General features: G+C 70.4%; 28 protein-coding genes. 9 read left to right on the forward strand and 19 right to left on the reverse strand.

Features of this window, described 5'->3' with window-relative positions; all coding sequences use genetic code 11:
• Nucleotides 1–1196 precede the first annotated feature (1196 nt).
• Nucleotides 1197–1727 carry a MerR family transcriptional regulator gene (locus BUE43_RS29335; protein WP_073489580.1) on the reverse strand — a complete coding sequence of 177 codons (531 nt, stop codon included), beginning with the start codon at nucleotides 1725–1727 and terminating at the stop codon, nucleotides 1197–1199.
• 1101 nt (nucleotides 1728–2828) lie between these two features.
• On the opposite strand from BUE43_RS29335, the gene BUE43_RS29340 reads away from it, so the two are divergent.
• Nucleotides 2829–4946: a bifunctional diguanylate cyclase/phosphohydrolase gene (locus BUE43_RS29340; protein WP_083960302.1), complete on the forward strand. Its 2118-nt coding sequence runs from the start codon at nucleotides 2829–2831 to the stop codon at nucleotides 4944–4946.
• Between the two features lie 36 nt (nucleotides 4947–4982).
• Here BUE43_RS29340 and BUE43_RS29345 read toward each other — a convergent pair whose 3' ends face one another.
• From BUE43_RS29345 to BUE43_RS29355, 3 genes are all read right to left on the reverse strand, one after another.
• Nucleotides 4983–5339: a hypothetical protein gene (locus BUE43_RS29345; protein WP_143174473.1), complete on the reverse strand. Its 357-nt coding sequence runs from the start codon at nucleotides 5337–5339 to the stop codon at nucleotides 4983–4985.
• 117 nt (nucleotides 5340–5456) lie between these two features.
• Nucleotides 5457–6053, reverse strand: a complete 597-nt coding sequence (locus BUE43_RS33860; RefSeq protein WP_143174474.1) for a hypothetical protein — start codon at nucleotides 6051–6053, stop codon at nucleotides 5457–5459.
• Between the two features lie 291 nt (nucleotides 6054–6344).
• A complete protein-coding gene (locus BUE43_RS29355) occupies nucleotides 6345–6779 on the reverse strand; it encodes a hypothetical protein (protein ID WP_073489583.1) in 435 nt (144 codons plus the stop codon).
• A gap of 417 nt (nucleotides 6780–7196) precedes the next feature.
• Between BUE43_RS29355 and BUE43_RS29360 the strand changes: the two genes are divergently transcribed.
• Together BUE43_RS29360 and BUE43_RS29365 are read left to right on the forward strand one after the other, a co-directional pair.
• Nucleotides 7197–8246, forward strand: coding sequence for a sensor histidine kinase (locus BUE43_RS29360; protein ID WP_234995991.1), 1050 nt, complete (start codon nucleotides 7197–7199; stop codon nucleotides 8244–8246).
• Nucleotides 8231–8878: a response regulator transcription factor gene (locus BUE43_RS29365; protein ID WP_073489585.1), complete on the forward strand. Its 648-nt coding sequence runs from the start codon at nucleotides 8231–8233 to the stop codon at nucleotides 8876–8878. Before BUE43_RS29360 ends, BUE43_RS29365 begins: the two co-directional genes overlap by 16 nt.
• 62 nt (nucleotides 8879–8940) lie before the next feature.
• Here the strand turns inward: BUE43_RS29365 and BUE43_RS29370 are convergent, their stop codons facing one another.
• The 7 genes from BUE43_RS29370 to BUE43_RS29400 all read right to left on the reverse strand — a co-directional run bounded on the left by BUE43_RS29370 (nucleotide 8941) and on the right by BUE43_RS29400 (nucleotide 14705).
• Nucleotides 8941–9555, reverse strand: coding sequence for a maleylpyruvate isomerase N-terminal domain-containing protein (locus BUE43_RS29370; protein ID WP_073489586.1), 615 nt, complete (start codon nucleotides 9553–9555; stop codon nucleotides 8941–8943).
• A gap of 44 nt (nucleotides 9556–9599) precedes the next feature.
• Nucleotides 9600–10259, reverse strand: coding sequence for a thiaminase II/PqqC family protein (locus tag BUE43_RS29375; RefSeq protein WP_073489644.1), 660 nt, complete (start codon nucleotides 10257–10259; stop codon nucleotides 9600–9602).
• Between the two features lie 540 nt (nucleotides 10260–10799).
• On the reverse strand, nucleotides 10800–11198 hold the full coding sequence (locus BUE43_RS29380; protein ID WP_073489587.1) for a DUF3037 domain-containing protein: 399 nt from the start codon (nucleotides 11196–11198) through the stop codon (nucleotides 10800–10802).
• The gene (locus BUE43_RS29385; RefSeq protein WP_073489588.1) at nucleotides 11195–11953 is read right to left on the reverse strand and encodes a HipA family kinase; all 759 of its coding nucleotides are present in this window, start codon (nucleotides 11951–11953) and stop codon (nucleotides 11195–11197) included. The genes BUE43_RS29380 and BUE43_RS29385 overlap by 4 nt, the downstream gene beginning before the upstream one ends.
• A 54-nt stretch (nucleotides 11954–12007) precedes the next feature.
• Nucleotides 12008–12763, reverse strand: a complete 756-nt coding sequence (locus BUE43_RS29390; RefSeq protein WP_073489589.1) for a class I SAM-dependent methyltransferase — start codon at nucleotides 12761–12763, stop codon at nucleotides 12008–12010.
• A 128-nt stretch (nucleotides 12764–12891) separates the two neighbouring features.
• The gene (locus BUE43_RS33865; protein ID WP_073489590.1) at nucleotides 12892–13620 is read right to left on the reverse strand and encodes a DUF4430 domain-containing protein; all 729 of its coding nucleotides are present in this window, start codon (nucleotides 13618–13620) and stop codon (nucleotides 12892–12894) included.
• A gap of 194 nt (nucleotides 13621–13814) precedes the next feature.
• Entirely contained in the window at nucleotides 13815–14705 is an 891-nt protein-coding gene (locus BUE43_RS29400; RefSeq protein WP_073489591.1) for a LysR family transcriptional regulator, read from the reverse strand.
• Nucleotides 14706–14777: 72 nt separating this feature from the next.
• Between BUE43_RS29400 and BUE43_RS29405 the strand changes: the two genes are divergently transcribed.
• Nucleotides 14778–15695 (forward strand): EamA family transporter, encoded by a 918-nt coding sequence (locus BUE43_RS29405; protein WP_073489592.1) that lies wholly within the window; start codon nucleotides 14778–14780, stop codon nucleotides 15693–15695.
• Nucleotides 15696–15718: 23 nt separating this feature from the next.
• Here the strand turns inward: BUE43_RS29405 and BUE43_RS29410 are convergent, their stop codons facing one another.
• Together BUE43_RS29410 and BUE43_RS29415 are read right to left on the reverse strand one after the other, a co-directional pair.
• Nucleotides 15719–16945, reverse strand: a complete 1227-nt coding sequence (locus tag BUE43_RS29410; RefSeq protein ID WP_073489593.1) for a methyltransferase domain-containing protein — start codon at nucleotides 16943–16945, stop codon at nucleotides 15719–15721.
• A gap of 45 nt (nucleotides 16946–16990) precedes the next feature.
• Nucleotides 16991–17863, reverse strand: a complete 873-nt coding sequence (locus BUE43_RS29415; protein ID WP_200797717.1) for an aminoglycoside phosphotransferase/kinase family protein — start codon at nucleotides 17861–17863, stop codon at nucleotides 16991–16993.
• Between the two features lie 177 nt (nucleotides 17864–18040).
• Here BUE43_RS29415 and BUE43_RS29420 point away from each other — a divergent pair, with 177 nt between their 5' ends.
• Nucleotides 18041–18283 (forward strand): hypothetical protein, encoded by a 243-nt coding sequence (locus BUE43_RS29420; RefSeq protein WP_073489594.1) that lies wholly within the window; start codon nucleotides 18041–18043, stop codon nucleotides 18281–18283.
• A gap of 17 nt (nucleotides 18284–18300) precedes the next feature.
• Here BUE43_RS29420 and BUE43_RS29425 read toward each other — a convergent pair whose 3' ends face one another.
• The 5 genes from BUE43_RS29425 to BUE43_RS29445 all read right to left on the reverse strand — a co-directional run bounded on the left by BUE43_RS29425 (nucleotide 18301) and on the right by BUE43_RS29445 (nucleotide 20815).
• Nucleotides 18301–18750, reverse strand: coding sequence for an NUDIX domain-containing protein (locus BUE43_RS29425; RefSeq protein WP_073489595.1), 450 nt, complete (start codon nucleotides 18748–18750; stop codon nucleotides 18301–18303).
• Nucleotides 18747–19742, reverse strand: a complete 996-nt coding sequence (gene hemC, locus BUE43_RS29430; RefSeq protein WP_200797718.1) for a hydroxymethylbilane synthase — start codon at nucleotides 19740–19742, stop codon at nucleotides 18747–18749. The genes BUE43_RS29425 and hemC overlap by 4 nt, the downstream gene beginning before the upstream one ends.
• 33 nt (nucleotides 19743–19775) lie before the next feature.
• Nucleotides 19776–20012: a hypothetical protein gene (locus BUE43_RS29435; protein ID WP_073489596.1), complete on the reverse strand. Its 237-nt coding sequence runs from the start codon at nucleotides 20010–20012 to the stop codon at nucleotides 19776–19778.
• Nucleotides 20013–20058: 46 nt separating this feature from the next.
• A complete protein-coding gene (locus BUE43_RS29440) occupies nucleotides 20059–20367 on the reverse strand; it encodes a hypothetical protein (RefSeq protein WP_073489597.1) in 309 nt (102 codons plus the stop codon).
• 121 nt (nucleotides 20368–20488) lie between these two features.
• A complete protein-coding gene (locus BUE43_RS29445; RefSeq protein ID WP_143174475.1) occupies nucleotides 20489–20815 on the reverse strand; it encodes a hypothetical protein in 327 nt (108 codons plus the stop codon).
• A 618-nt stretch (nucleotides 20816–21433) separates the two neighbouring features.
• On the opposite strand from BUE43_RS29445, the gene BUE43_RS29450 reads away from it, so the two are divergent.
• The 4 genes from BUE43_RS29450 to BUE43_RS29465 all read left to right on the forward strand — a co-directional run bounded on the left by BUE43_RS29450 (nucleotide 21434) and on the right by BUE43_RS29465 (nucleotide 23388).
• Nucleotides 21434–22279, forward strand: a complete 846-nt coding sequence (locus tag BUE43_RS29450; RefSeq protein ID WP_073489599.1) for a helix-turn-helix domain-containing protein — start codon at nucleotides 21434–21436, stop codon at nucleotides 22277–22279.
• Nucleotides 22266–22475, forward strand: a complete 210-nt coding sequence (locus tag BUE43_RS29455) for a DUF397 domain-containing protein (RefSeq protein WP_073489600.1) — start codon at nucleotides 22266–22268, stop codon at nucleotides 22473–22475. The genes BUE43_RS29450 and BUE43_RS29455 overlap by 14 nt, the downstream gene beginning before the upstream one ends.
• A 107-nt stretch (nucleotides 22476–22582) precedes the next feature.
• Entirely contained in the window at nucleotides 22583–22927 is a 345-nt protein-coding gene (locus BUE43_RS29460) for a DUF397 domain-containing protein (protein WP_073489601.1), read from the forward strand.
• Nucleotides 22928–23124: 197 nt separating this feature from the next.
• A complete protein-coding gene (locus tag BUE43_RS29465) occupies nucleotides 23125–23388 on the forward strand; it encodes a DUF397 domain-containing protein (protein ID WP_200797719.1) in 264 nt (87 codons plus the stop codon).
• 12 nt (nucleotides 23389–23400) lie between these two features.
• On the opposite strand, the gene BUE43_RS29470 is transcribed toward BUE43_RS29465, so the two are convergent.
• A complete protein-coding gene (locus tag BUE43_RS29470; RefSeq protein ID WP_073489603.1) occupies nucleotides 23401–24024 on the reverse strand; it encodes a ferritin in 624 nt (207 codons plus the stop codon).
• Nucleotides 24025–24045 lie beyond the last annotated feature (21 nt).

Here is a 24045-nt window from a genome sequence, read left to right on the forward strand (position 1 = left end):
GCATGCGTCCATTATGGACTCAATCCAACTCGCCGACGCGCACTAGCGCCAAGCCCAGATCCCAGAAAGCTCGCCAGTTCAACGACGTCGGTACAAGACGGCCTGTTCTGATCCTGGCCACCGCGCTCACACAGGGACCATGCGCTACCACTGCCGGCGAGGCGGCCCCCGCGAGGCGCGGGGAAAGCATGTCGCAGTGGACCTCCGCACGGGGACCTGCGGTTCCTCCATCCCCGCACGCGGGAATTCCCGACGGAGAACGCAGGGTCCTGCACGCGGGGCGCAGTCCCTCCATGGGTTTCGTGGAACCTCTGGGGCCTGCGTGGTTCCTGCGCATGCGGAGGTGAGACGACCGCCAACCCGCTCATACCTTGGGCCATCCCGGGGGCGGCGCGCTGACCCCCCGCGTCGCGCGGGAAAAACGGAGAACCTTCGGCTTCTGTCGCAGCCCTCTGCAACTCACCGCTGCGCGGGGGACCACGATGCCGCTGGCCGGTACCAACGAGAAATCCGACTCATCCCCCCGCGCGGAACACCGAGGGTGCATCTTGTCCCATCCTGCCGCCCTGGGACTCACCACCGCTACGTGGAGACCTTCACCTCTTGCTACCTCTCTGTTCCGGCAACCTCGACTCACCCCGCATGCGAGCCCTCGTGGTTCGCTCCGAGGTCAACCCCGGCTGGGCCTCGCCCCGCGTACGCGGGAGCGCATCAGGCCGACCACGCACCGCGAGATCGGCATGGGCTTTCCCCGTGTGTGGGGGAATCGCGACGGTCCGCCCGCAGAAGTCCGGCAAATCGCCTGGCTCACCCCCAACTTGGCGCGGGGATCACACACGTTCGAGAGCGTGCCCATCCCCGGTCTACGGCTCATCCCCGCGTACGCGAGAACCACTCGGACCGCGTCATGATCTCGGCCAGCGCCAGCGACTCATCCCCGCACGCGGAGCACGCGCGCAGCGAAGAGATCTCGACCTCGCGACGCGACTCATCCCCGCGTGCGCGGGGAGCACCGCCACCCCGGTGTCGCCGCGTTCATGTCGAGGGACTCATCCCCGCGTGCGCGGGGAGCACGTGGATGTTGAACGAACGCCGCCGCGCGAGCTGGACTCATCCCCGCGTGCGCGGGGAGCACCCTTCGCGAGCTGGGCCAACGTAGCGGCTGGGGCGCTTTCTGGACAGGTTGGGTCGGGTGATCATCCTCCTGCGGCTGGGCGGCCGGGGTTCGCCAGGAAGGGGAACGCGAACTCTTCGAGGGGTGGGCGACGGGAGGGGCGGTCGGACTCGGTGTCGAGTTCGGTCTCGTCGGTGGTGTCGCTCAGCGCCGCGTCCACTTGGGTCTGGAGTTCCTTGGCCAGGTACGGGCACTTGTTGGCGGGGTCGTCGCGGGGGCAGCTCATCAGGTGGTCCAGGTAGCGGCGGGCTTCCTGGAGGCGGTCGATCTGCTGGTTCAGTTGGGCCATTCGGGCCTGGAGGACGTCCTGCCACTCGCCGGTGGTGACCGGGTTGTTGACCAGGGTGCGGATGTCGGCGAGGCGCATCAGGCCGGTCTGCTGCCATGTCAGGACGAGGGCGAGGCGGCGCAGGCCGGCTTCGTCGTAGCAGCGGCGGCCGCCTCGGCGGGTTGCCGGCTCCAGCAGTCCCTGTTCCTCGTAGTACCTGAGGGTGGAGGGGCGCACTCCGAAGCGCTCCGCCACCTCGCCGATGGTCAGCAGCTCGTACCCCATGTTTCCTCCCGGCTGGCCGCGCGCCGCGCCGACGAGCGCCCCCGTCGCTGGCCTGCGCGCCGGTGGTCGCACCAGCGAAAGCACGAGTCGCACGCGCACAGCCAGGTGTTCGAGCAAGGCGAGCGGGGACAACCCCGTGCCACGCCGGACGGTCGTGTTCTCGGCGTCCTCGTCGAGGATGCCACGCGCCCGAGGAGCGCCGGACAGGGGAACAGGTGCCGGGCCGGGATCGTCCGGATCACGACAGGTAAGAGGGGGAAAGAAGGACGTTCCCCTCTGTTGATCACTTGTGTTGATCTCCGAAGTCGAGCGGCTTCGGGAGGTGGCGCGTGAGACTGGGGTAAAGATTCGACGGGGTCGGTCGACCGCGATCAAGTTGTTGGAAAAGTGCCGCGCCTTTCGTGACCATCTCGACACACCAGACAGCGCGGTCCCATCTCGACCGCGAGCAGAATATGACGTGGTTCACAGTGGACGAACGCAGCGCCACGAGAAGCACAGAACGCAACCACGGGCCGCCCCGAAAAACCCGCGCGTCGCCTCGTCGGCCGGCGCTCCGGACAGGACGACGTCGACAGTGGAGCGAGCGCGGAAGTGGTTGCCGCGCAAGACCTGGCACCCAGGTCGGGCAACGCCGTCGGCGACACGTCCCCGGGTCCCGCCACCTGGACGACCCCGGTGGTCAAGCCCCGGCTCGCCCCCTCGCCCGCCGCCCCGCCGAAGACCGAGCGTCACGACTCAAGCCGACTTGAGGTGGAGGTTCCGGCGACGCGGGCCGCGTGACGTCGGGAAGCGCGGCACGCTGCGGCTGGAGTGAAAGAACACACCCCGTCGAAATTCTTGCGTGGGCAAGAATGGGGCGGCAATGGGGACAGACGTGAACCACACTCAAATGTCATCGTTGTCAGCGGTAAGGCATGATCGCTCCTGATGGGAACGACCGTCGGGGGCCGGGGAACGCGGCGACCACTCTCGCCCGTTCCGGCGCGTCGACCCGGGCAGGGGGCGACGGAACCGGGGCAGCCCGCCGTCGGCGAGCGGCCACGACCGGCACGCGCGGAACGGCCGTCGAGCCGGCCCGTGCTGGATGAGGGGGACGTCATGGACGTGAGGAGCCCACGCGTCGGCACCGACCGGGCCTGGCTCGTCTACCTGGCCGTCGGCTTCACCCTGGTCGGGGCCTACTACCTCATCCCGACCGCCGGGCTCGGCCGCGTGGTCCGGATCGTGGTCTACTGCCTGGTCAGCGCCTCGGCCTCGGTCGCGGTGTTCGTCGGCATCCGGCGGCACCGACCCCGGCCCCGGCTGCCGTGGCTCCTGCTCGGCCTGAGCCAGCTCGTCTACTCGACCGCCGACGCGAGTTTCTACATAGCGCACTACCTGTTCCGGTTCACGGCCTTCCCCTCGGTGGCCGACCCGTTCTACCTGGGGCACTACCCGTTCGTCGTCGGCGGCCTGGTGTTGTTCATCCGCCGCCGGTCCCCCGGCCGCGACCTGCCCGGCGTGCTGGACGCCGCCGTGCTCGCCGTGGTGGCCGGCATGTTGTCCTGGCTGTACCTGATCGGCCCGCAGGCGCGGCAGGACGCGCCGCTGCTGATCAAGGTCACGTCGATGGGCTACCCGATGCTGGACCTGGCGCTGCTGGCCGTCTCGCTCCGGCTGATCCTCGGCCCCGGTCGGCGTCCGGCCTCGTTCTTCCTGCTCAGCGGCAACCTGGTGGCGTTCCTCGCGGCCGACACCAACTACGTGATGCAGCAGTTGGGCGGCACCTACCACGCGGGCAACGTGCTCGACGCGATCTGGTTGAGCGGCAACCTGGCCCTCGGGGCGGCGGCGCTGCACCCGACGATGGCCGGGCTCGGCGAACGCGGCCAGGTGCGGGACAAGAGCGGCGGTCCGGTGCGCATCCTGGCGCTGTGCGCCGCCGCGCTGGTCGCCCCGGCGACGTTGTTCCTCCAGGACGCCAGCGGCACCCTGCGGGACATCTCGGTGATCGCGGCGGCCTGCGCGCTGCTGTTCGTCCTCACGATCGCGCGGCTCGCGGTGCTGGTCTCCGACCAGCGCCGGCTGGCGATCACCGACGGCCTGACCGGGCTGCACACGCGGCGGTTCTTCGAGGCCCAGCTCCCGTTGGAGGTGGCGCGGGCCCGCAGGGGCGACACCTCGCTCGCGGTGTTCATCATCGACGTCGACCACTTCAAGTCGATCAACGACCGGTACGGGCACCCGGCCGGCGACCAGGTGCTGATCGAGGTCGCGGCGCGGCTGCGGGCGGCGGCCAGGGCGGGCGACGTGCTCGCCCGCTACGGCGGCGAGGAGTTCGCGCTGCTCGTGCCCGGCGCCCACTACGAGGAACTGGCCCGCATCGCCGAGCGCCTGCGGCACCAGGTGGCCAGCAGCCCGATCACGGTGGAGGGCGACACCTGGATCTCGGTGACCGTCTCGGTGGGCACCGCGAGCTACCCGCAGCACGGGGACGGGCCGCAGGCACTGGTCGCCACGGCCGACCGGGCGCTGTACGCGGCCAAGGCCGCGGGCCGGGACCGGGTCGTGGTCGGCGAACCGCCGCAGCCCCCGGCCGAGCTGGTGGACGCGGTGACCGACACCGCGGACCTCGCGTTGATCGACTACCTGCACCGGCTGGCCGACGAGGTCGACGCCATGCTGTCCACAGTGGAGCACAGCAGGGCGATCAGCCGGTGGGCGGGGACGCTGGCCGTCGAGCTGGGGCTGGACCCGGCGACGGTCCGGCGGGTGGAGCTGGCCGGGCGGCTGCACGACATCGGCAAGATCGTGGTGCCGAAGTCCGTGCTGACCAAGACCACCCCGCTGACCGAGGACGAGTGGCGGCTGCTGCGGCAGCACTCCGAGCACGGGTTCCGCCTCACCCGGGTGGTGCCGGGTCTGGCCGGGGTGGCGCACGTGATCCGGCAGCACCACGAGCGGTACGACGGGGCCGGCTACCCGGACGGCCTCTCGGGCTCCGAGATCAGCGTGGAGGCGCGCGTGCTGGCGGTCTGCGACGCGTGGGCCTCGATGCGCTCGGACCGGCCGGGGCAGCCCGCCCTGAGCGAGGAGGAGGCGTGCGCGCGGCTGCGACTGCGGCGGGGCACCTACTTCGACCCCGACGCGGTCGACGCCTTCCTCGACCTCAAGCGCCGGGGTCTCGTGGGCGACCTGCGCCGCATCCGCCCCGAGGAACCCGCCACGCTCCCGTGAGAGGTGGGCGCGGCGGCATCTCCGGGTGATTCCCCGCTATCGCGGGGGTTCGGCACGCCACTCCAGGTTCTGCCCCGGGTCGGCGCGCTGCACCTCCCCCGGAACTTCCTGGTGTGCGAACCATTCCACCTCGCCGTTCCGTCCACGTCGGACTCCGACCGCCGTCGTGTGGTTGCGGCCGTCGGAGTCCGCTGTGGACAGTTCCTCTTCGAGGTGGACCTCCACCAGCGACAGCGCGTCGCATCCGGGCGGGGTCGCGCCCGGCGTGCGGTTCACGGTGTCCAGGTACTCGGTGAGCAGGTCGGTGGGCAGACTCAGGCTGGGACGCAGGGGAAGCTCGGCGCCGGCGAGTGCGGTCACGACGTAGTCGCCGGGCTTTTTCCCTTCCTCCACGGTGAAACCCCGATCCCTGAGGTGACGAACGAGCGCCACCCCAGGGTCGTCCTGCGCGCTCCTCATCGGGTCAAGGTATCAGGGCCAGCACTGCTCAGCTCTGCCCAACACTTCCGCTCAGCACTGCGCCGACGCGGGGTAGGCGGTGATGATGTCGTTGCTGTTGGCGCCCTTGAACACCGCGATCTGCCGGACGATCTGGGTGCGCACGACCTGTCCGGTTCTGCGGTTGATGAGGTAGATGAGCCGCGAGCGGCATTCCTTGCCGCCACCCGCGTCCGCCCAGCGGTCCGGGTCCTTGGCGATGGAGTCCAACGAGAGATCCGCGATGTCGCGCCAGTTCTGGTCGGTGCCGGCCGACATCCGCTCGAAGTCACCCCTGTGTCGCCAGAGGATGTGGCGGTATCCCCATGCTGGTGTGCTGCTGTGCTTCGGCCCGCCGCAACGCAGCACCCATAATCTCCGCTGGGTGCCCGAGAACGTCCGCACTTCCTTGTTCTCGTCGGTGCTGAGGCCACACGCGCCCCACGGCGGCGCGGCAGGCGCTTCCGTTGTCGCGGCTCCGACCGTCTCGGTGCCCGCCGTCCGACCCTTCGCGGTTGTCGGCTCGGCGGACCAGGACAGGTCGGACTCGGCGGCCTGAGCCTGGGGCGCCAGCCCGGTCAGCGAACCGGCCAGCACGGTCAACAGGCTCAGTGTGATCGTTTTTCGCATGTCTCCCCACAGCGTCGAAAGGCCGACGCCGGATCGCCAGCACGGCGATCACGCGGAACGCTCTCGACGTTCCCCCGTCGCGATCAGCGCCGGACACATTTCTTGGCGGTCACGCGTGACGCCCTGCCAGTGTGCTCCCGAAAGGCTCAGCGGTGTCAGCCGCCATTCGGGGGGAACACTGCTCCGGAGAGCCGGATCCGACGATCAGCCGGCGGACGAACGGCCGACCCGCGAACGGACGAGGCCCCGCCGGGCGAGCACACGAACCTCTGCCGAGCCAGGGAGGTTCGGTCAGCGTGACTTGGGGAAGGCGGCGCGGATGTCGGGGCGGTTGATGATGAAGGTGGCTGGGAGGAGGGCGATGGCGCCACCGATCTGCATCACGGCGAACCACGGGGGGAGGGCGCCGGGGATGCTGTCGATGGCGATGATCGCGATGGGCGCGACGACGGAGATGATGCGCACGCGGAGATAGGCCGAGCGCGCTCCCCTGGCGGCGCGCCCGGCGAGCCAGTAGGAGATCAGGGCGCTCGCCAACACCCCGCCTGCTCGGCCCCACATGAACGAGGTCACGTCCCGGCCCATGACGGAGAAGAGGATGACCAGGACGAGGACCAGGGCGCTGAACACTCCGTAAACCCCGATGAACTTCTTCGCCCTGTCGAAGGCCTGCTGGATGTGCGAGTGGTTGACGTGGGCGGCCGCGGTGCTGTTGGCGGTTTCCATGGCTCCTTCTTCCCTGTTCCGTCCGGTGTGGACTCAAAGTTAGGGAGCGCGCGGCCGGGGCGGTATGGGCCTGGACGCAGGGCTGGGTGGGTCTGGGCCCACTTCCGCGCCGATGCGACGGGAATCGGGCCGCGAAGGGTGCACAGTGGAGTCAACGAGCCGTGCCGACGGGAGTCGTGGGTGCTACGGCTGGGGCGCGTGAGGAGGAAAGGGCTGATGAGACAGCTGGGATCGTGGGTGGCGAGCGCCTGCACGGGATTCGTGCGAGCGTGCGTCGTCGTGGTGGTGAGCACGCTGGTCCCGGCCATCTGGGTCGCAGCCGTGGCACTGTCGCTCTGGTTGGGCGGAGGGATGTGGGTAGCGGCGCTCTTCTGGGCGGTTCTCGGCACTTTCGCCATGTCCCGTCCGGTTTGCCGGATGTTTCGCTCCCTCGTCGCGAAGTGGACCGGCACCGACATTCCGGGCGGATACCGGGAGCCGGGACCGGTGATCCGCTTGTCGACCGGGTACTGGTGGAACGGCTTCTCCTACGAGCGCAACCAGCGCGACGCGCACAAGGACCAGAGGTGGCGCATGTGGTTGCACGACCCTGCCACGTGGCGTGACCTGCGGTTCATGGCGATCGCTCCGGTCACGGCGGGGGTGGTCGCCGCCGTCCCGCCGGCCGGGGTCGCGGGAGCGGTCCTCGGGCTCGCCCAGCCGTCGTTCGTCCCTCGCGTCGTCGGCGTGCTCGGTCTGGTCGTGGCGGTCGCCAGCGCGCCGTTCGCCTGGCGGCCCGTCAGGCCGGTGGCCGTCCGCTTCCTGCGCCCGTCGCCGGCGATGGTGCTGGCGGACCGGGTGGACGAGCTGACGGCCCAGCGCGCGGACGCGACCGTCGCACAGGCCGCCGAAATCCGCCGAATTGAGCGCGACCTGCACGACGGGGCGCAGGCCCGCCTGGTCGCGCTCGGGCTTTCCCTGGCCACGGCGGAGAAACTGATGGAAACCAACCCCGAACAGGCCAAGGCGCTGCTGCGGGACGCGCGGGCCGGCGCCGCCACATCGCTGACCGAGCTCCGCGAACTGGTGAGGGGAATCAACCCGCCGGTGCTGACCGAGCGGGGGCTCGTCGACGCCGTGCGCGCGCTCGCCCTGGACAGCCCGCTCGAAACCAGCGTCAGCGCCGAAGGACGACTGCGCCTGGACCCGCCGATCGAGTCCGCCGTCTACTTCGGAGTGTCGGAACTGCTGACCAACGCCGTCAAGCACGCCCACGCGACCCGCGCGCGGATCACCATCACCCGGGACGAGACCGGCATCGTCGTGGAGGTCGAGGACAACGGCCGAGGCGGGGCCGACGAGCGCCCCGGCGGTGGACTCGCGGGACTGCGCCGCCGCCTCGCGGTCTTCGACGGGACGCTGGAGCTCACCAGCCCGGCCGGCGGTCCGACCCGCGCGCGGATGATGGTGCCATGCGAATCGTTGTAGCCGAGGACCTCTACCTGCTGCGCGACGGGCTGGTCCGCCTCCTGGAGGCGTACGGGCACGAGGTGGTCGCGACGGCGTCCACCGGGCCCGAGACGCTCGACGCGCTGCGGAAGTGGCGGCCGGACGTCTCCGTCATCGACGTCCGCATGCCACCGACCCAGTCGGACGAGGGCCTGCGGGCGGCACTCGCCGCCCGCGCCGAACTGCCCGGGCTGCCGGTCCTGATCCTGTCCCAGCACGTCGAACAGCTCTACGCCCGGGAGCTCCTGGCCGACGGCTCCGGCGGCGTCGGCTACCTCCTCAAGGAGAGCGTGTTCGACGCCGACCAGTTCGTCGACGCCCTGGAACGCGTCGCCGCGGGCGGGACGGCCATCGACCCCGCCGTGATCTCCAAGCTGCTGTCCAGCGGGTCCTCCCACCGGCGGCTCGACCAGCTCACCGAACGCGAGCACTCCGTGCTCAGCCTCATGGCCGAGGGGTTGTCCAACCAGGCCATCGCCCAGCGGCTCTTCCTCAGCGAGAGCGCCGTCAGCAAGTACACCACCTCGCTGTTCGGCAAGCTCGGCATCACCGACGACGACAACAGCAACCGCCGCGTCCTCGCCGTCCTCACCTACCTGAACAAGCCGTGACGTTGCTCCTGCCGGCGAGCTGATCATCCACATGGGACGATTCCCGGCCGTGCCGTCACCGGCTACAGAACGGAGAAGCCCGAGGAGAGGTCGCGGCGGCCGGTGAGGGCGAGGAGGGCCGGTTCGCCACGACCGGTCGCGAAGGCCAGTTCGGCGGCGAGCCGCAGACTTTCGTGCAGTGCCAACGAGATGTCGGGTCCGGGCAGCGCGAGGGCGCGCGCGATGTCTCCCGTGTGGACAGTCAGCTCGAAGGTCCGGGTCGGCAGGTAGTCGATCAGCCGCATCCCGCCGAGCCGCGTGGCCACCAGCGCCTCGTCCGGCGTGCGCGCCACCGCGCCGAGCACGCGGTCGCACAGCTCCGCGACGGCCGTAGCCGGGTCGTCGCACAAGGCGCGCCCGGCCTCCCGGCCGCGATCGGCCACCGCGGCGTGGTCGACCGCCGAGGCGGCCAGGTAGTAGGCCACCGGGTCGGCGAGTCCGGCGTGGGTGGCGGGGCTGGAGATCGCTGTCTCGACGGTCGCCAGCGCCCGGCTGGTGTGGCCCACCAGGTCCCGGACCGTCCACTCCCCCAGCGCCGGGCGCGCCCACGCGTCCGGTTCGACGCGGCGAACCAGGTCGACGAACGCGTGGGCCGCCTCGGCGTAGGCGTGCCGGCGGGTCACGGACTCGGTCGTCATGCGCCCAGACAACACCACGGCGCGCGGGGCGACCAGCCGGGAACTCAGACGACGCGGTCGGCCAGGGTGTTCCAGAAGATCAACTCGTAGCCCTGGAGCATGCGGGCGTGCCGGTGGGACAGGGCGAGGTCCTTGCCGGCGTCCAGGGCGGACTGGACGATGGCCAACGCCCGCTCCTCCATGTCCGGCGCCGGCGTGGCGAAGAAGTCGAAGAAGCCGCACGCCTTGTCGTCGAACCCGTAGTGCTCGCGCAGGCCCTGGGCGAGGGCGCCGCAGTAGCCGCCCCAGGCGGCGAAGTTGACCGTCAGCGCGAGCACGACGGCGTCCGGGTCGCCGTTGAGCGCCAGCCACGCGAGGTAGGAGGGGTAGCCCTGGCAGCCGGGCTCGGGCTCGTGGTCGTCCAGGGCCTCCGGGTCGCGTCCGGTGGCGGCGGCCAGGTCGGCCAGCCGGGCCAGCGCGACGCCCTCGCCCTGCGCGAGGCCGGTGAAGAACTCCCTGGCCTCGGGGGTGGTCGCGCGGGCGGCCAGCGCGAGGAAGCTGCGCCAGTCGCTGCTGATCACGTGGTGCTGCTCGGCCGCGAGGTCGCCGATCACGGTCAGGGGCGCCCGCCCCGCCGCCACCAGGGGGACCAGGCGGTTGGCGTCGTCGTCGTGGGTCAGGTCGCGCCGGATCGTCTCCAGCAGGTCACGGGCCGAACGGGTCATCGTGTCGCTCCCGGTCCGCACGCCGCTCGTCACGCCGTGCTCAGGCTTCCTGAGTCCCGGTGATCACCGGGAACGACAGACTAAAACACGGTCGACGCCACCGGCGCCGCATCCCCACGACGCACCAACAACCAGGCCCACGCGCCGACTCCATGGGCCCCTCACCGACGACCGGCCACCCACACCCCGGCCTCCCGCGCCCGCTCGCCACTCGCTCGCCACTCGCTGTCACCTTGACCAGCGACACTTGATCAGCGACATCGGCCGGCCAGGTCGCCGCCGCCCCAGGGTGCGCTCCGACATGTGGCGCTCCGCCGACGTCTCCCGGGCGGCTCTCACCAGCTCGGCCAGAACCTCGATCTCGTCCGGCGTGGCCTCTCCCCCACGGGATGGGGTCGCTGGCCGGAAGAGGGCTCCACTCTCGTCGACCCCGGCGCGCCCCTCACCTCAGCCGGCCGTGTGGTCGCGGCCGGCTCCCCGCGCCGACGACGCCACGGACCCCGCTCGCGGGCCGTCGCGAGCGGGGTCCGAAGTGGACGGTCAGCGGACCAGGAGGTCCAGCAGGCGTTCGAGTTCCGCCTCGGGGTCGGCGGTCAGTCCGGTGTGGACCGGACCGGCCTGGAGGATGGTGCTGCGCGGCGCGGTCAGCCAGCGGAACCGCTGCCCCTGGCTCATGTGGCTGCCCGCCGGGCCGCCGGAGGCGCCGCCGAGGCAGGTCGACTCCATCGCGCGCAGCGCGGCCCGGACGCCCTCGACGTCCACGGTCGCGTCCAGCGCCCGCACGCGCTCCGGCGCGAGGTGGGTGCGGGCGGCCAGGAAGTCCCCGCTCTGGCAGTAGAGCAGGACCCCGACGTTGATCCGCTCGTTGCGCTCGATCCTCGGCACGAGCTGGATCACCGCGTACTCGAAGGGCCGGCGCCCCTGGGCGTTGCCGCTCATGCCGCCACCTCCGGCAGCCAGACGGTGGAGGACGCGACGCGCTCGGAGAGGTGGCGGACGTAGGCCGCCCGCACCGCGTCGACGCCGTCGAAGCCGGGTTCGTCGGCCAGCCAGTCGTCGGGCACGAGAGCGACGACCTCGGCCAGCAGGTCGGGGGTGACCAGCGCGGTCAACTCACGGTCCACAGTGGACAGATCGCCGACGAACGGCGCCATCGCGTGGTCGCTGGCGTCGTAGGGCCGCCGCACCGACTGCTCCGCGTTCCGCCAGTTGTGGTGGAAGATCAGCGACGCGCCGTGGTCGATCAGCCACAGCTCTCCGTGCCACACCACCATGTTCGGGTTGCGCCAGCTCCGGTCGACGTTGCCGATCAGGCCGTCCAGCCACACGACCCTGGCGGCCAGGTCGGGCTCCGGCGCGAACGACACCGCGTCGAAGCCGAGCGCGCCGGGCAGGAAGTCCACGCCGAGGTTGCGGCCGGCGCTGGCCCGCAGCAGGTCCTGCACCTCCTGGTCCGGCTCGGCCGGCGCCAGCGCCGGGTCCAGGTCGACCAGGACCAGCTCGGGCGTGCGCAGGCCGAGCCGGCGGGCCAGCTCGCCGCCGATCACCTCGGCCACCAACGCCTTCGGTCCCTGCCCGGCGCCCCGGAACTTCACCACGTAGGTTCCGAGATCGTCGGTCTCGATCACGCCGGGCAGGGAACCGCCTTCGCGGAGCGGCGTCACGTACCGCACCGCGGTCACCTCAGGAAGCACGCCGACGAGCCTAGACGCCGCCCGCCCGACTGTCCGAACGGGAAAGTCCGCCGCTCACGCCCGGGAACGGGCGACGATCACGAACCGGTGGGTGCGCACCCGCAGCCCGCCGTCGCGCTCCATCCGCTCGTGCAGGGCGCGCAGCCGGTCCCGGTAGCGCTCCACGTCGAAGTCGGGGATCTGCCACGGCGCGATGCGCACGAACGACACCACCGCGCCGACGTCGGTGAAGGTCGCGGCCGGGCGCTCCTCACGGCGCGCCAGGATCTCGAAGTCCTCGGCCTCCAGCCCGGCCACGGCCGCGTCCAGCGTCCACTCCCGGTAGCCGTGCTCCGGCGCGCCGAGCGCGGCGTTGACCTCCTCCAGGTCGTGCCCGCCGACCTGCTGCGTGACGAACACCCCGCCCGGCCTGAGGACGCGCCGGATCTCCTTCGGGTCGTAGGACTCGTGGCGCGAGGAGATCAGGGCGAACGAGTGGTCGGGGAACGGCAGCGCGTCGTCCTCCGCGTCGGTCACGTCGGCGACCTCGACGCCCAGCGGGGTCAGCCGCTCTCTCGCGACCGGCACGTTCGGCGCGAACCCCTCGGTGGCCGCGGTTCTCGGCGGCAGCGGCGCGAGCGAGGCCAGCAGCTCGCCGCCGCCGGTGCCGAGGTCGAGCAGCGAGTCCACCTCGGCGAGGCGGGACTTCACCAGCCTGGCGAAGTCCCAGGACGGCGGGGTCTCGACGTAGCGTCCGGCGAAGAACGCGTCGAAGTCCCAACCCTCCAGGTCAGTGCGCAGCGCCTGCGCGACAAGGGCGTTGAACTCCACCCGGTCACGCTACCGACGGGCGTCAATGGAAATGGGAGTTGTGTGACGGGGACGACTGCGGGCGCGCCGCCGCGAGGACGACGCGCCCGCCGAATTCAGGGAAGAACCCCGATCAGTTCACGGAATTGTCAATTCACGTGGACGCAGTGCCGGTCCGACCGCACGGTGCCGGCCTTCTCGGCCTTGAAGCAGGTCCGGCCGGTCTGGGTCGGGGTGACGGTGGCGTTGCCGTTGGCGTCGGTCGTCGCGCCGCCGACCGCGGCGCCCGCGACGGGCTGACCGTTGCGGCCGTCGGTCACCTTCAGCACCACGGGCTGGCCGACCTCGCCGCTGGACGGGCCGTCCAGCTCCAGCAGCGGCCGGTCGTAGCCGTCGTAGGCCCACAGCACCCGCTCGCCGGCCTTGACCTGGTACTGACAGCCGCCGACGTCGGGCAGCTTGTAGTCGACGGCGAGGTTCCAGAACTTCTTGGTGGTCTGCGAGACGTCCGCGATCCGCGCGACCAGGAAGTCGTCGAACTCCTTGTAGTACGGGCCGTCCCAGGTGAAGCCCTTCTTCTTGGCCGCGTCGTCCAGCGCGGCGGTGGGCGTCGGCCCCGGGGTCGGGTTGGTGTTGTTGTTGGTGCCGTCGCACCGGTGCGTGCCACCGGTCGCGGTGGTCACGTCGTGGCCCCTGGTGGCCACGACCCCCTCGAAGATCGTCCGGTCCGGACCCTCGATCCGGAGGTTCACGTACGAGATGCCCGGCCCGGCCAGCACACCGGGCTCTGCCTGGGCGGCGCCGGCGAACAGCGTCCCGACGAGCGCGGTCGCACCGATCACGGTGGTCGCCAACAGCGACCTCTTCGACGTCCTCACGTCTCCCCCACGGTTCTCGTGCGATGGGTGTTGACCGAAACGCCGACGACGCTATCCACGGAACGCGGGACCGCAGTCCGGCCGGACATACTTTTCATCCGGATGCCGACGCCGGTGACAGATTTCCTCACCAGCCGCCATCGCGGAGAAAAGGCAATCCTCCGTTCAGCCTCTTGCCATTGCGGACGAACGGGTCAACCCGCCGTTCGCGACCAGGCGCGTTCGATCGCGTCGGCCACCGCCCGCACGCTGGGTCGGCCCGCCGAGGACTCTCGCCAGGCCAGCGCCACCTCCCGGGTCGGCGCGGGCTCCAACGGCACCGCGACGGTCCCGGCCGGCAGCGTCGGGCGCGCCAACCGGGGCACCATGGCCACCCCGATCCCCACGGCGACCAGCGCGAGTTGCAACTCGTACTCGCCGTAGCACCGGATCACGGGGTCCGAGACGAGGCTGAACAGCAGGTCGTGGCAGATGGTGCCCGGCGGCTGGGCGACCCACTCCAGGCCGTGCAGTTCGGCGGTGGGCACCACCGGTCGGGCCGCGAGCGGGTGGGCGGCGGGCACGACGAGGTCGACGGTGTCCGGCCCGAGCGGCCGCCGGGCCGCGGTCGAGGGCCAGTGCAGCCGCATGCCCCGCCAGTCGTGCGCGACCACGAGGTCCACCCCGCCCCGGACCAGGTCGTCCAGCGCCGGGTAGGGGTCCATCTCCACCACGCGCACCCGCAGCTCGGGGTGGCGCGCGGCGAGGTCGGGCAGGACGGTCGGGAACAGCGCGCGGGCGCCGGTGGCGAAGGAGGCGACCCGGACCTCGCCCACGACGTCCTGCTGGGCCGCCTCCAGGGCGACCTCGGCGCGCTCCACCGCGTCGAGGACCCGCGCGGCGTGGTCGGCCAGCACCTGGCCGGCGTCGGTCAGCCGGAGCCGGCGGCCGTCCCGCTCGACCAGCCGGGACCGGGTCTCCCGCTCCAGTTTCGTCAGTTGCTGCGACACCGCCGACGGGGTGCAGCACAGCACCCTGGCCGCTTCCGTCACGGTCCCGTAGGCCGCGACGGCGTGCAGCGCCCGCAGCCGACCCAGCTCAATCATGAAGCCACACTAACAACACACCCTTACTACAACGCGATTGTGCTTAACGTTCGGCCCGCTGAGGATCGACGCATGCGACCACGTCACATCGCCCTCGCCGTCGGCGTGGCCTTCCTGTGGGGCTTCAACTTCGTCGTCATCCACGTGGGGCTGGGCCATCTGCCGCCGCTGCTGTTCAACGCGCTCCGGTTCGCCTTGGCCGCCTTCCCGGCGGTGCTGTTCGTCGGGCCGCCCCGGGTGCCGTGGCGCTGGGTGCTCACCGTCGGGCTCGCCCTCGGCGTCGCCAAGTTCTCCTTGCTGTTCGCCGGAATGGCGGCGGGAATGCCGGCCGGACTGTCCTCACTGGTCCTCCAGTCCCAGGCCGTCTTCACCCTCCTGCTGGCCGTGCTCCTGCTCCGGGAGCGCCCCGACCGGCGACAGCTCGTCGGCATGGGACTGGCGGTGGCCGGACTGGCCGTGGTCGCCTCGGGCGTCGGCGGCGAGCGCCCGCCCCTGGCCTTCGCCCTGGTGATCGCGGCGGCTGTCGCCTGGGGAGTGTCCAATGTGGCCACTCGCAAGGCCGCGCCACCGGACAGCTTCCGGTTCATGGTCTGGGTGAGCGCGGTCGTGCCGATCCCCGTCCTCGGCCTCTCCCTGCTCACCGAAGGCGTCGACACCGACCTGCGCGCGCTGGCCTCGCTCGACCTCACGGCGATCGGCGCGCTGGTCTACGTCGCCGGCGTGGCCACCCTGGTCGGTTTCGCGGTCTGGGGCCGGCTCCTGCGCACCTACGACGCGGGCACGGTCGCGCCGTTCTCCATGCTCGTGCCGTTCTTCGGAATGTCCTCGGCCGCACTGCTCCTGAACGAGTCCATCCACCTCACCGACGTGGTGGGCGGAACCGCCGTGGTGGCCGGCGTCCTCTACGGCGCCCTCCGCCGCCACAAGCCAGCCCCCACCACCCCACCCCAGACCACACCCACCCCCGCCGAACCCGCCCCCTCCCTCTGACCAACCTGCCCTGGGCCGCGGGCTCACACGAGTGGGAGCGGCCAGCGGTACCACCCCGTGTCGCTGTCGAGCCACACGAACTGTGTCGTGTCGGTGGCAACGAGGCCGTAGCGGTCCGGGGCAGGTTGGCCGAGGTGGGTCCACAGTCGCACGGTCGCTTCCACGGTGTCCCACAGGCGGCGCGGACCCTGCTGAACCACTCGGTGCGCCTTGTCGTGGTCAGGTTCGATGAACGCCTCGGCGCGTGAACCGTCGGCAGCGGAGATGACGAACACCTCGCGGTCGGTTCCCCGGTCGGACCTGGTTCCCCGGTGGAAGGCGCGGGCGCCGGAAACCTGGAGTTGCAGCAGGAACCGGAACCCGTCGTCGTCGGCGATCTCGGCGACGCGAGCCACATCAGGGCTTGTGGTTGTCCTGGCAGGCTCAGAACGCCCGCCCGGCGGGATGATCTCGTGCGGTCGGTGGGGGTCCTCGATGTGGGGTCGGACCCACATGAAGTGGCCGCCCAGGGGAAGAAAAGGCCCGACCACCTCGTCGTCCTCGTCCTTCTTCGCCAGCAGACACAGGGTCCCGCCGAAGAGGTCGCCCCGAACGTTGGCGAGGATCTTGCCACCGGGTGCGAGCTGCTCGATCCACGCGACCGGAATCTCGGGCACGGCGGCCGTGGCGATGATCCGATCGTAGGGACCGTGCTCAGGAACGCCACCGGCGCCGTCGCCGACGACCAGGGTCGGGGCCAGGCCCAGGCGGCCGAGATGACGACGGGCGGTCGTGACGAGGTTGGGGTCGATGTCGATGCTCACCACGTTGTCCGCACCGAGCCGGTGCGACAGAAGGGCAGCGTTGTAGCCGGTACCGGTGCCGATCTCCAACACCCGGTGCCCGCCACGCACATCGAGCGCCTCAAGCATCCGGGCCATGAGTGACGGCATGGTGCTCGAACTGGTCGGCACCTGCACCGGCTCACCACTGGGCAACCTGTATCCCGCACCGTGCGGGCGCTGTTGGGTCACCAGTGACTCGTCGGAGTACACAGTGGACAACCACCGCTCTCGATCCGCGTCGGCGGAGAGGACCTGATGCCCGGCCGGGGTCTGCCGCAGAACGCGAGGAACGAAGACGTGCCGAGGGATGGCGGCGAACGCCGCACGCCACGGGGAAGAGACGAGATCGCCCTGCTCGACCAGACTCGCGACAAGCGAGCGCAGGTGCGCGCCCCACTCGGATTCGGGCTGGTCGGTCACCGCCATGACGCAGCCTCCGGAAGGCAGGCCATCGATTGGGCACTCCTTGTCTCAGGAAAGTCGGTGCGCCGCATAGGTTTGGGCCGTGGTCGCGCGGGCCGCGCCGCCCGGGGCTGGGGCTGTGATGGCGCGGTACCGCCAGAGGCCGGAGACGTAGGCCGCGAATGCGGTGAGCGCTTCCTCAGACGCCGTGTGCCAACCCGGCACAGTCCCAGCCCACTTCTCGGCCTGTTCCGGGGTGTGGCCCGCACCGATCAACCGGATGACGAGGAAGGCGGTGTCGACCCAGGGGGCACCGACGGCCGGCCATGACCAGTCAATGACGCGGACGCCGGAGGACTCGGTGATGAGGAACTGCTGTTGGTGGAGGTCGGTGTGGAGCAGGACAGTCCCATCCACCAGTTCGGGCGCGCGCTGCTCCCAGCGAGTCAGTCTGGTCAGGTTCGACTTCGCCCACTCGTCCAGCACTTCGGGGTGTTCGCCGCCGAGCGTGTGCCACCACCTGCCGCCCGCCCAGCGCTCACGGAGGGACCGGATCTCCGGCGCGCCGCACATGCTGAGACGTCCCAAGGTCTCGGCGACCAACGGAAGATCCGGAGAACCAGGCGCGAAGCTCGCTGGACGGCCGTCCACGTACTCGAAAGCGACGATCAGCCAGTCATCAGTGTCGACGTGGAACAGCACCGCTGGGGCCAGACCGGCCGCCAACTCACCTTGGGTGGTCTCGTTCCGCAGCCGTCGCATCCGAGGAGTACGCGCACCCCGGACGCCCTTGACGAACACCCGCCGATGAGCGATATGGAGGACGGCAGCCAAGTCGCAACTCTGGCCTCGCCGGATCGGGGTGACGTCGTTGACCGGTCCCGTGTGGCTCAGGATCGCGTCGCGGACAGCGGGCGGCAGTTCAGCCCAGTCAACGTGCACGGGTCTCCTTTCTGATGTCGTGGGAGTTATTGGGCGATCGCTTTCGGTGACCAGAGACGGGTGCGACCGGGGGTGGGTGCTGATCTTAGGGTTGCCTTAGTAAGGTGAGCCTGACTCTGGCCGGCTCCGGTCGGGGTCGGTGTCGGCAGCGGCCGACTGACGTGGACGGAGGAAGGCGTGGCTGCCGGCTCGTTCGACGACCACTACTACGACGTTCCGGACCTGCGCGACGTGGTCGCCCGGTTCGGTCTGGTCGGCGCGTTGGAGCGGGTCAACAGCCAGGCGATCCACCCCGAGCTGCCGGCACTGCGCTCCTGCTGGCGCGAAGCGTCGACCGAGCGCCACTTCGGCGGCGTCCCCCGGCTGACCAGCCTCCAGATCCACCTCGCCAACACCGCCCCGGTGCGCCAGAACACGTGATCACGGCGGGGCGCGGATCACGTCTGCTCCAGGTAGACAGCACCCTGGGATGAGCGCAGCGCCGCGCACAAGCGTTGGGCGACGTGCCGGTGCAGCAGGCTGACAGCATCCCTCGGCGTCGCCCACTGCCACGCGCCGAGTTCGCGGCGCTGCGGCATCACGTGATCAGCGAACAGCTCGGCGGAATGAACCCCGAGATCGAACACGAACGCGAACCGGGCGCGGCGGCCGATGGTGCGGGCGGCTTTCCAGGCCACGACGAGGAGCGGCCCCACCGCGAGGGCGAGCCCCAGTTCCTCGCTCACCTCACGGTGGCAGGCCGCCGCCGGGGTCTCGTTCTGCTCGACCACACCACCCGGGAGGTGCCACCACCGGTCTCCCCGGGACCGGACGACCAACACCCGCCCGCCGGTGTCCCGGATGAGCCCGGCCGACGTGGCCGGGTGGCCGGGCACGACGCGGCTCATTTCCGGGTCGCCTCGATCAGGCGGCGCGCACCCTGGTGGAGCAGATCGCCGGCCACCGCGACACCGAGCGACGCGGGATCGTCGAGCGCGCCCCAGCGGTGGGCGTGGACCCACTGCGAGCCATCGCGGGAGAACACCATGCCCACCAAGGACAACTGCCGGTCCGGGGTGATGTGGCAGTGCCCCGCGATGGGCGAGTTGCAGTGCCCGCGCAACGCGTGCAGCAGGGCGCGTTCGGCGGTGGCGCAGATCGCGGTCGGCTCGTGGCTGAAGGACTCGGCGAGTTCGGTGATCACCGCGTCCGCCGTGCGCACCTGCACGGCGATGATCGCCGCCCCGACGGCGGGCACGATCGCCGGCGTGGCGCCGTCGCTCCACACGGTGGGCAGGACCTCGGTCACGCGGTCGGCCAGCCCCAGGCGTTCCAGGCCGGCACGGGCGAGGAGCAACGCGTCGTACTCGCCCGCGTCCAGCTTCTCCAGCCGCCGGTCCACCCCGCCCCGAACCCGCTCGACCACGAGGTCCGGGCGGAACAGGCCGATCTGGGCGCGCCGGCGCACGCTGGAACTGCCGACCTTCGCGCCGGCCGGGAGGTCGGCGAGGGGGCGGCCGTCGCGGGTCACGACGACGTCGTGGACGTCGCCGCGCTCCAGGTAGGCGGCGAGCGCGGTTCCCGCTGGCAGCGGGACGTCGCCGGGCACGTCCTTCAGGGAGTGCACCGCGAGGTCGACCTGACCGCGCACGAGCGCGTGGTCGATCTCCTTGGTGAAGTTGGACTTCCCGCCTATCCGCGCCAGGTCGCCCGACCACAGGTCCGCCGTCGTCCTGATCTTCACCAGCTCGACGGGCAGTCCCGGCACCCTGGCCTGGATCGCGTCCACGACCCGTCGCGTCTGGGCGAGCGCGAGGGGCGTGGTGCGGGTGCCGATCCGCAGGGGACCGTCGGCGACGCGGTCGGAGACGGCCTGCGCCTGGATCATGGTGGTGGTCACGGGATTCCTTCCGGGGCGGACTGCCTGGCGGGTTCAGGGAACGATGGGTCGGTTGGTGGTGCGCGAGGCCGACACGTGCACGGTCGACCGGCCGTCCGGGACGCTGCACCGCCGCCCGTGACGCAGGGAGTGCTCCACGGCGACGCCGAGCGACACCAGTCGATGGAGGATGGTCTCGGGTGGGGCGCCGCACTTCGCGGCCAGGGTGCGGACTGTCAGCGCCACCGCCGCGCTGACCACGATCTCCGGCTCGGACTCGCTCGGACTCACATGGCACATGAAGATCCTTCGCTGTCGGGCTGATCCTCGCGCCGGGTCAGGGCGGGGGCGCGCCGTGGCGGGAGATCCAGCCGTAGGGCGGACGGTCGCCGTAGACGTGGAAGGTGTCGCGCGCCCGCTCCCGGAGCGCCGAGCGGTGATCCACCACCTTGCCCACCATCTCCCGGCAGATGTCGCACTCCGGCCACAGCCGCTCCAGCGCACCCAGCTCGTACGCCCAGGCGGACGCGGCGAGCTGGCAGAAGAGGGTGACCGGCTCCTTGTCGCGCTTCGCCGCGCCGGGATAGGCATGTCGCTTGCCCTCGAAGGGAAGCCAGGTGTAGCCGGGAAAGTCGTAGACGGACACGACACACTCCAAAGTGGACGCTGCGCGAGGAGGGGAAGAGGGGCGGCGGGGCCGGGTCGGGGACCGACCCCGCCGCCCTGAACCCGGCGCGGTACGGGAGGAGGGGACCGCGCCGGGCAGATCAGGCGGGCCAGGGGCGAAGCCGGCCACTGATCGGTTTGCGGGCCAGCTCCTCCCAGGCCGGAACGGTGACCGAGACCGAACACAACCGACACTCGGGCGTACCGCGCTCACTGGCGAGGACGTAGACAGTGACCACCCACCGATCCCCGCGAACGGCGCGCTCCTTCAGGAAGAACTCCCGGGCGAGTGCCAGGGCATAGCCCTCCGGCCCACCGGGGCAGAGGTACCAGTAGTCGTCATCCAGAGTCCGCTGTCCACAAAGGACTTGCTGCCCCCGCTTGATCCGGTAGTAACTCACCAGGTGCCAACGCGGAGGAATCTTCATGTCTCGCCCCACTTCCGCGCCGGAGGAACGCGCCGCAACCCACCCACGACGTCCTCAACACGAGAGAGCGTTTCCGTTGCCGTGTCGGAAAGTTCCCGCACAAGCCTCCGCGACCGACGCGGTCTGCGCACATCAACACGGCGAAGGAGGGCAGCCAGCGACAGACCACCGCCGTTCGCCCGGAGGGCATGACGCGGTATCGACAGAGGGATTGCGGCCACAACCAAGCCGCCGAGGAGCAAGACCAGACCACGGTTGGCGACAAGCACAGGATCGCCCCCTACACGCGGAGACCCGAAGGACAGTGAAGTTGAGGGCCAGGACCGAGACAGGAGGAACCCCTGTGTGCGGTGACGATCGGCTCCAGGCAAGAGAAACACCTAGGCCGACATGGGGCAGCAGCCCCGGTCCTGGCCTGCACCGGATGACCACGAGGACCGAGGAACCCATCCTCGTCCGCCAGCTTCCCGGTACGATCACGAAGGTACAGATAGAAATTGCATCTGGCGTTGCCCTGATGAGGTGAGCTTCCATCGTCACTCAACGTAACCGGGCACACTGTCCGCCGAGCCGGGCTCGATCGGAACGAAGAGGGGTCACGCCATGTCAACGCCACCAGTGATCGCCAAGATCCAGCTCGGCCAGCTGCTGAAGCAGTACCGCGATCAAGCGAAGCTCTCGCCGGAGCAGGTCTCCGAGCACATGCGGTGGCATGGCACGAAGCTGTCGCGCATCGAAAACGGCTACACCGGCGTGACCGATGCGGAGGCCGACCGACTCATCCAGTTCTACTCAGTCCCCGCCGAAGATCACGACCTCGTGCGAACGCTTGCTGCTGACGGTCGACGTCGGGTCAGCTACGGACACGTGCGGACAGATGCCCGAGCATATGTCGGGATGCTGGCGGGAGCCAAGCGTCTACGCGCTTTCGCCATCGACACGTTCGATGGCCTCTTGCAAACAGAGGACTACGCCCGCGCCCTCCTCACCGAGTCATCCACGGCAACCAGGCCAGTGGATAGGGATCACCTCATCTCGGGCCGGATGCAGCGTCAAGAGATCATCCTGTCGGGCAACGTGGCGCTGGAGCACATAGTCTCCGAGGCCGCGTTGCACCAGCTTCGCACCCACAACGATGTGATGCAGGGCCAACTACGGCAGCTTCTCCAGATGTCCGCGCTGCCGAATGTCACGATCCAAGTTCTTCCCTTCGGCCGTCCACACCCCGCCATGGGTCAACCGTTCACGCTTGTGGACTTGGCTCAGCCCGAGCGAACCGTGGTCTACATCGAGGGCATCACCAACTCCTTCTATCCCGATGGGCGCTCGGTGGAGACCCATACGCTGGTTTACGACCGGATCAAGGCTCTCGCGCTGAGCGTGGAGGACACGCGGGGGCTCTTGGCCCGGTCGATCGAGGAGATGGAGAACGACCAAGAGGAGGTCCGGGGTGACGGGGCCTAGCCTGTCGCACACCAAGTGGCGCAAGTCGAGCCGAAGCGGTGCAAACAATGCGCATTGTGTCGAGATCACTGCCGTCGCGGACGTGGCGGCCGTCCGTGACTCGAAGAACCCAAGCGGCCCAGCGCTCGTCTTCGTACCAAGCGCGTTCACCGCGTTCGTGGACGCAGTGAAGACTGGCCAGCTCGACCTGAGCTGATCCAATAGGCGGCGGGGGCCACTCGGGTGGTCCCCGCCGTCGCATGTCCCCAGCAAGGCTCACCGTTCGTACGCTGGCCCGAGGCCGTCGCTAGAGCGGGAGGGCATATGGCAACGATCAAGATCGGACCCTGGCGCAAGAGCAGCCACAGCAACGGCAACGGAGGCAACTGTGTCGAGGTAGCCCCGGCTACTCACTGGCGCAAGTCCAGCCGGTCCAACGGCAACAACGGAGCCTGTGTTGAGGTCGCTGGCATCCCGGCTGGTGCGGCTTGGCGGAAGTCCAGTCGATCCTCCGGCAACGGAGGAAACTGCGTTGAGGTGGGGTCTGTAGCGACTGCCGCTGCGGTGCGGGACTCGAAGAACCGGACCGGACCGGCGCTCGTCTTCGCCCAGACCCCGTTCATCGCGTTCGTCAGCGCAGTGAAGGAGGGGCGGCTCGACCTGAGCTGACCCAAGAAGCAGCCGGCGCGGCGGGGTCCACCCGGGTGGTCCCCACCGTTGGGCGTCCCCAGCAAGGCTCACCGTTCGTACCCTGGCCCGAGGCCATCTCACGAACGGGAGGGCACATGGCAACGATCAAGATCGGACCCTGACGCAAGAGCAGCGACAGCAACGGCAGTGGGGGTAACTGTGTCGAGGTGGCCCCGGTGACTCAGTGGCGGGAGTCCAGCCAGTCATCCGGCAGCAACGGCAACTGTGTGGAGATCGCTGGCGTCCCCGCTGGTGCGACTTGGCGGAAGTCGAGCCACAGCGGCGGCGGTAACGCGAACTGTGTCGAGGTGGCGTCTGGGGCGACCGGGGCTGCGGTGCGGGACTCGAAGAATCCGGGTGGGGCGGCGCTTGTGTTCGGGGCGGGTGAGTTCGCCGCGTTCGTGCGGGCCGCGAAGGAGGGGCGGCTCGACCTGGGGTGAGGGGCCGCGCGGTCAGGCGCCGTCCCCGTGGTGGGCCTCGGCGAGGTGGGCATGGCGAGTGCGGTGGGGATGGTGGCGGTGGACCCAGCCGCCGGCGACTCGGGGGGCTCCGTCCGGGGGGCCGTCGTCGCCGTGCAGGTGTTCGTTGGCCAGGAAGCGTTCGAGGTCGAAGAGGTTGTCGCCGGCGCGGTGGACCACGTGGTTCAGGCTGGACATGCGGGCGCTGCGGGCGACCTGGTCGGCGAGGAACCACTGGAGGAACTGCTCGCCGAGCCGGTCGCCCTCGTCCCTGGCCACCTTGGCGAGGGCTGACAGCTCGGCGGTGCTGGCCCGTTCCTGTTCCAGCGCGAGTGCCACGGGTTCGCGGACGCTGCCGAAGTCGTTGTGCACGTTGTCGACGCCGGGGATGCCGACGTCCACGCCGACGTCCCGCAGGTAGGCCACGATCATCAGGGCCCGGTTGCGGCCGCCCAGCGCCTCGGAGTAGAAGCGCGAGGCGAGGCGGGGGAGGTCACCGGCGTCGAACCACACCGCGATCGCGAGGAGTTGTTGGGCCGAGGTGAACTCGTTGCGCACCTGGTCCCGCAGCAGCTTGTGGAACCGGCCTCCGCCGGCCTTCTCCCTGGTCAGCGCCATGGGCCGACGTTAGCCCCGCGC

This window comes from Streptoalloteichus hindustanus, assembly GCF_900129375.1.
Classification (GTDB): Bacteria; Actinomycetota; Actinomycetes; order Mycobacteriales; family Pseudonocardiaceae; genus Streptoalloteichus; species Streptoalloteichus hindustanus.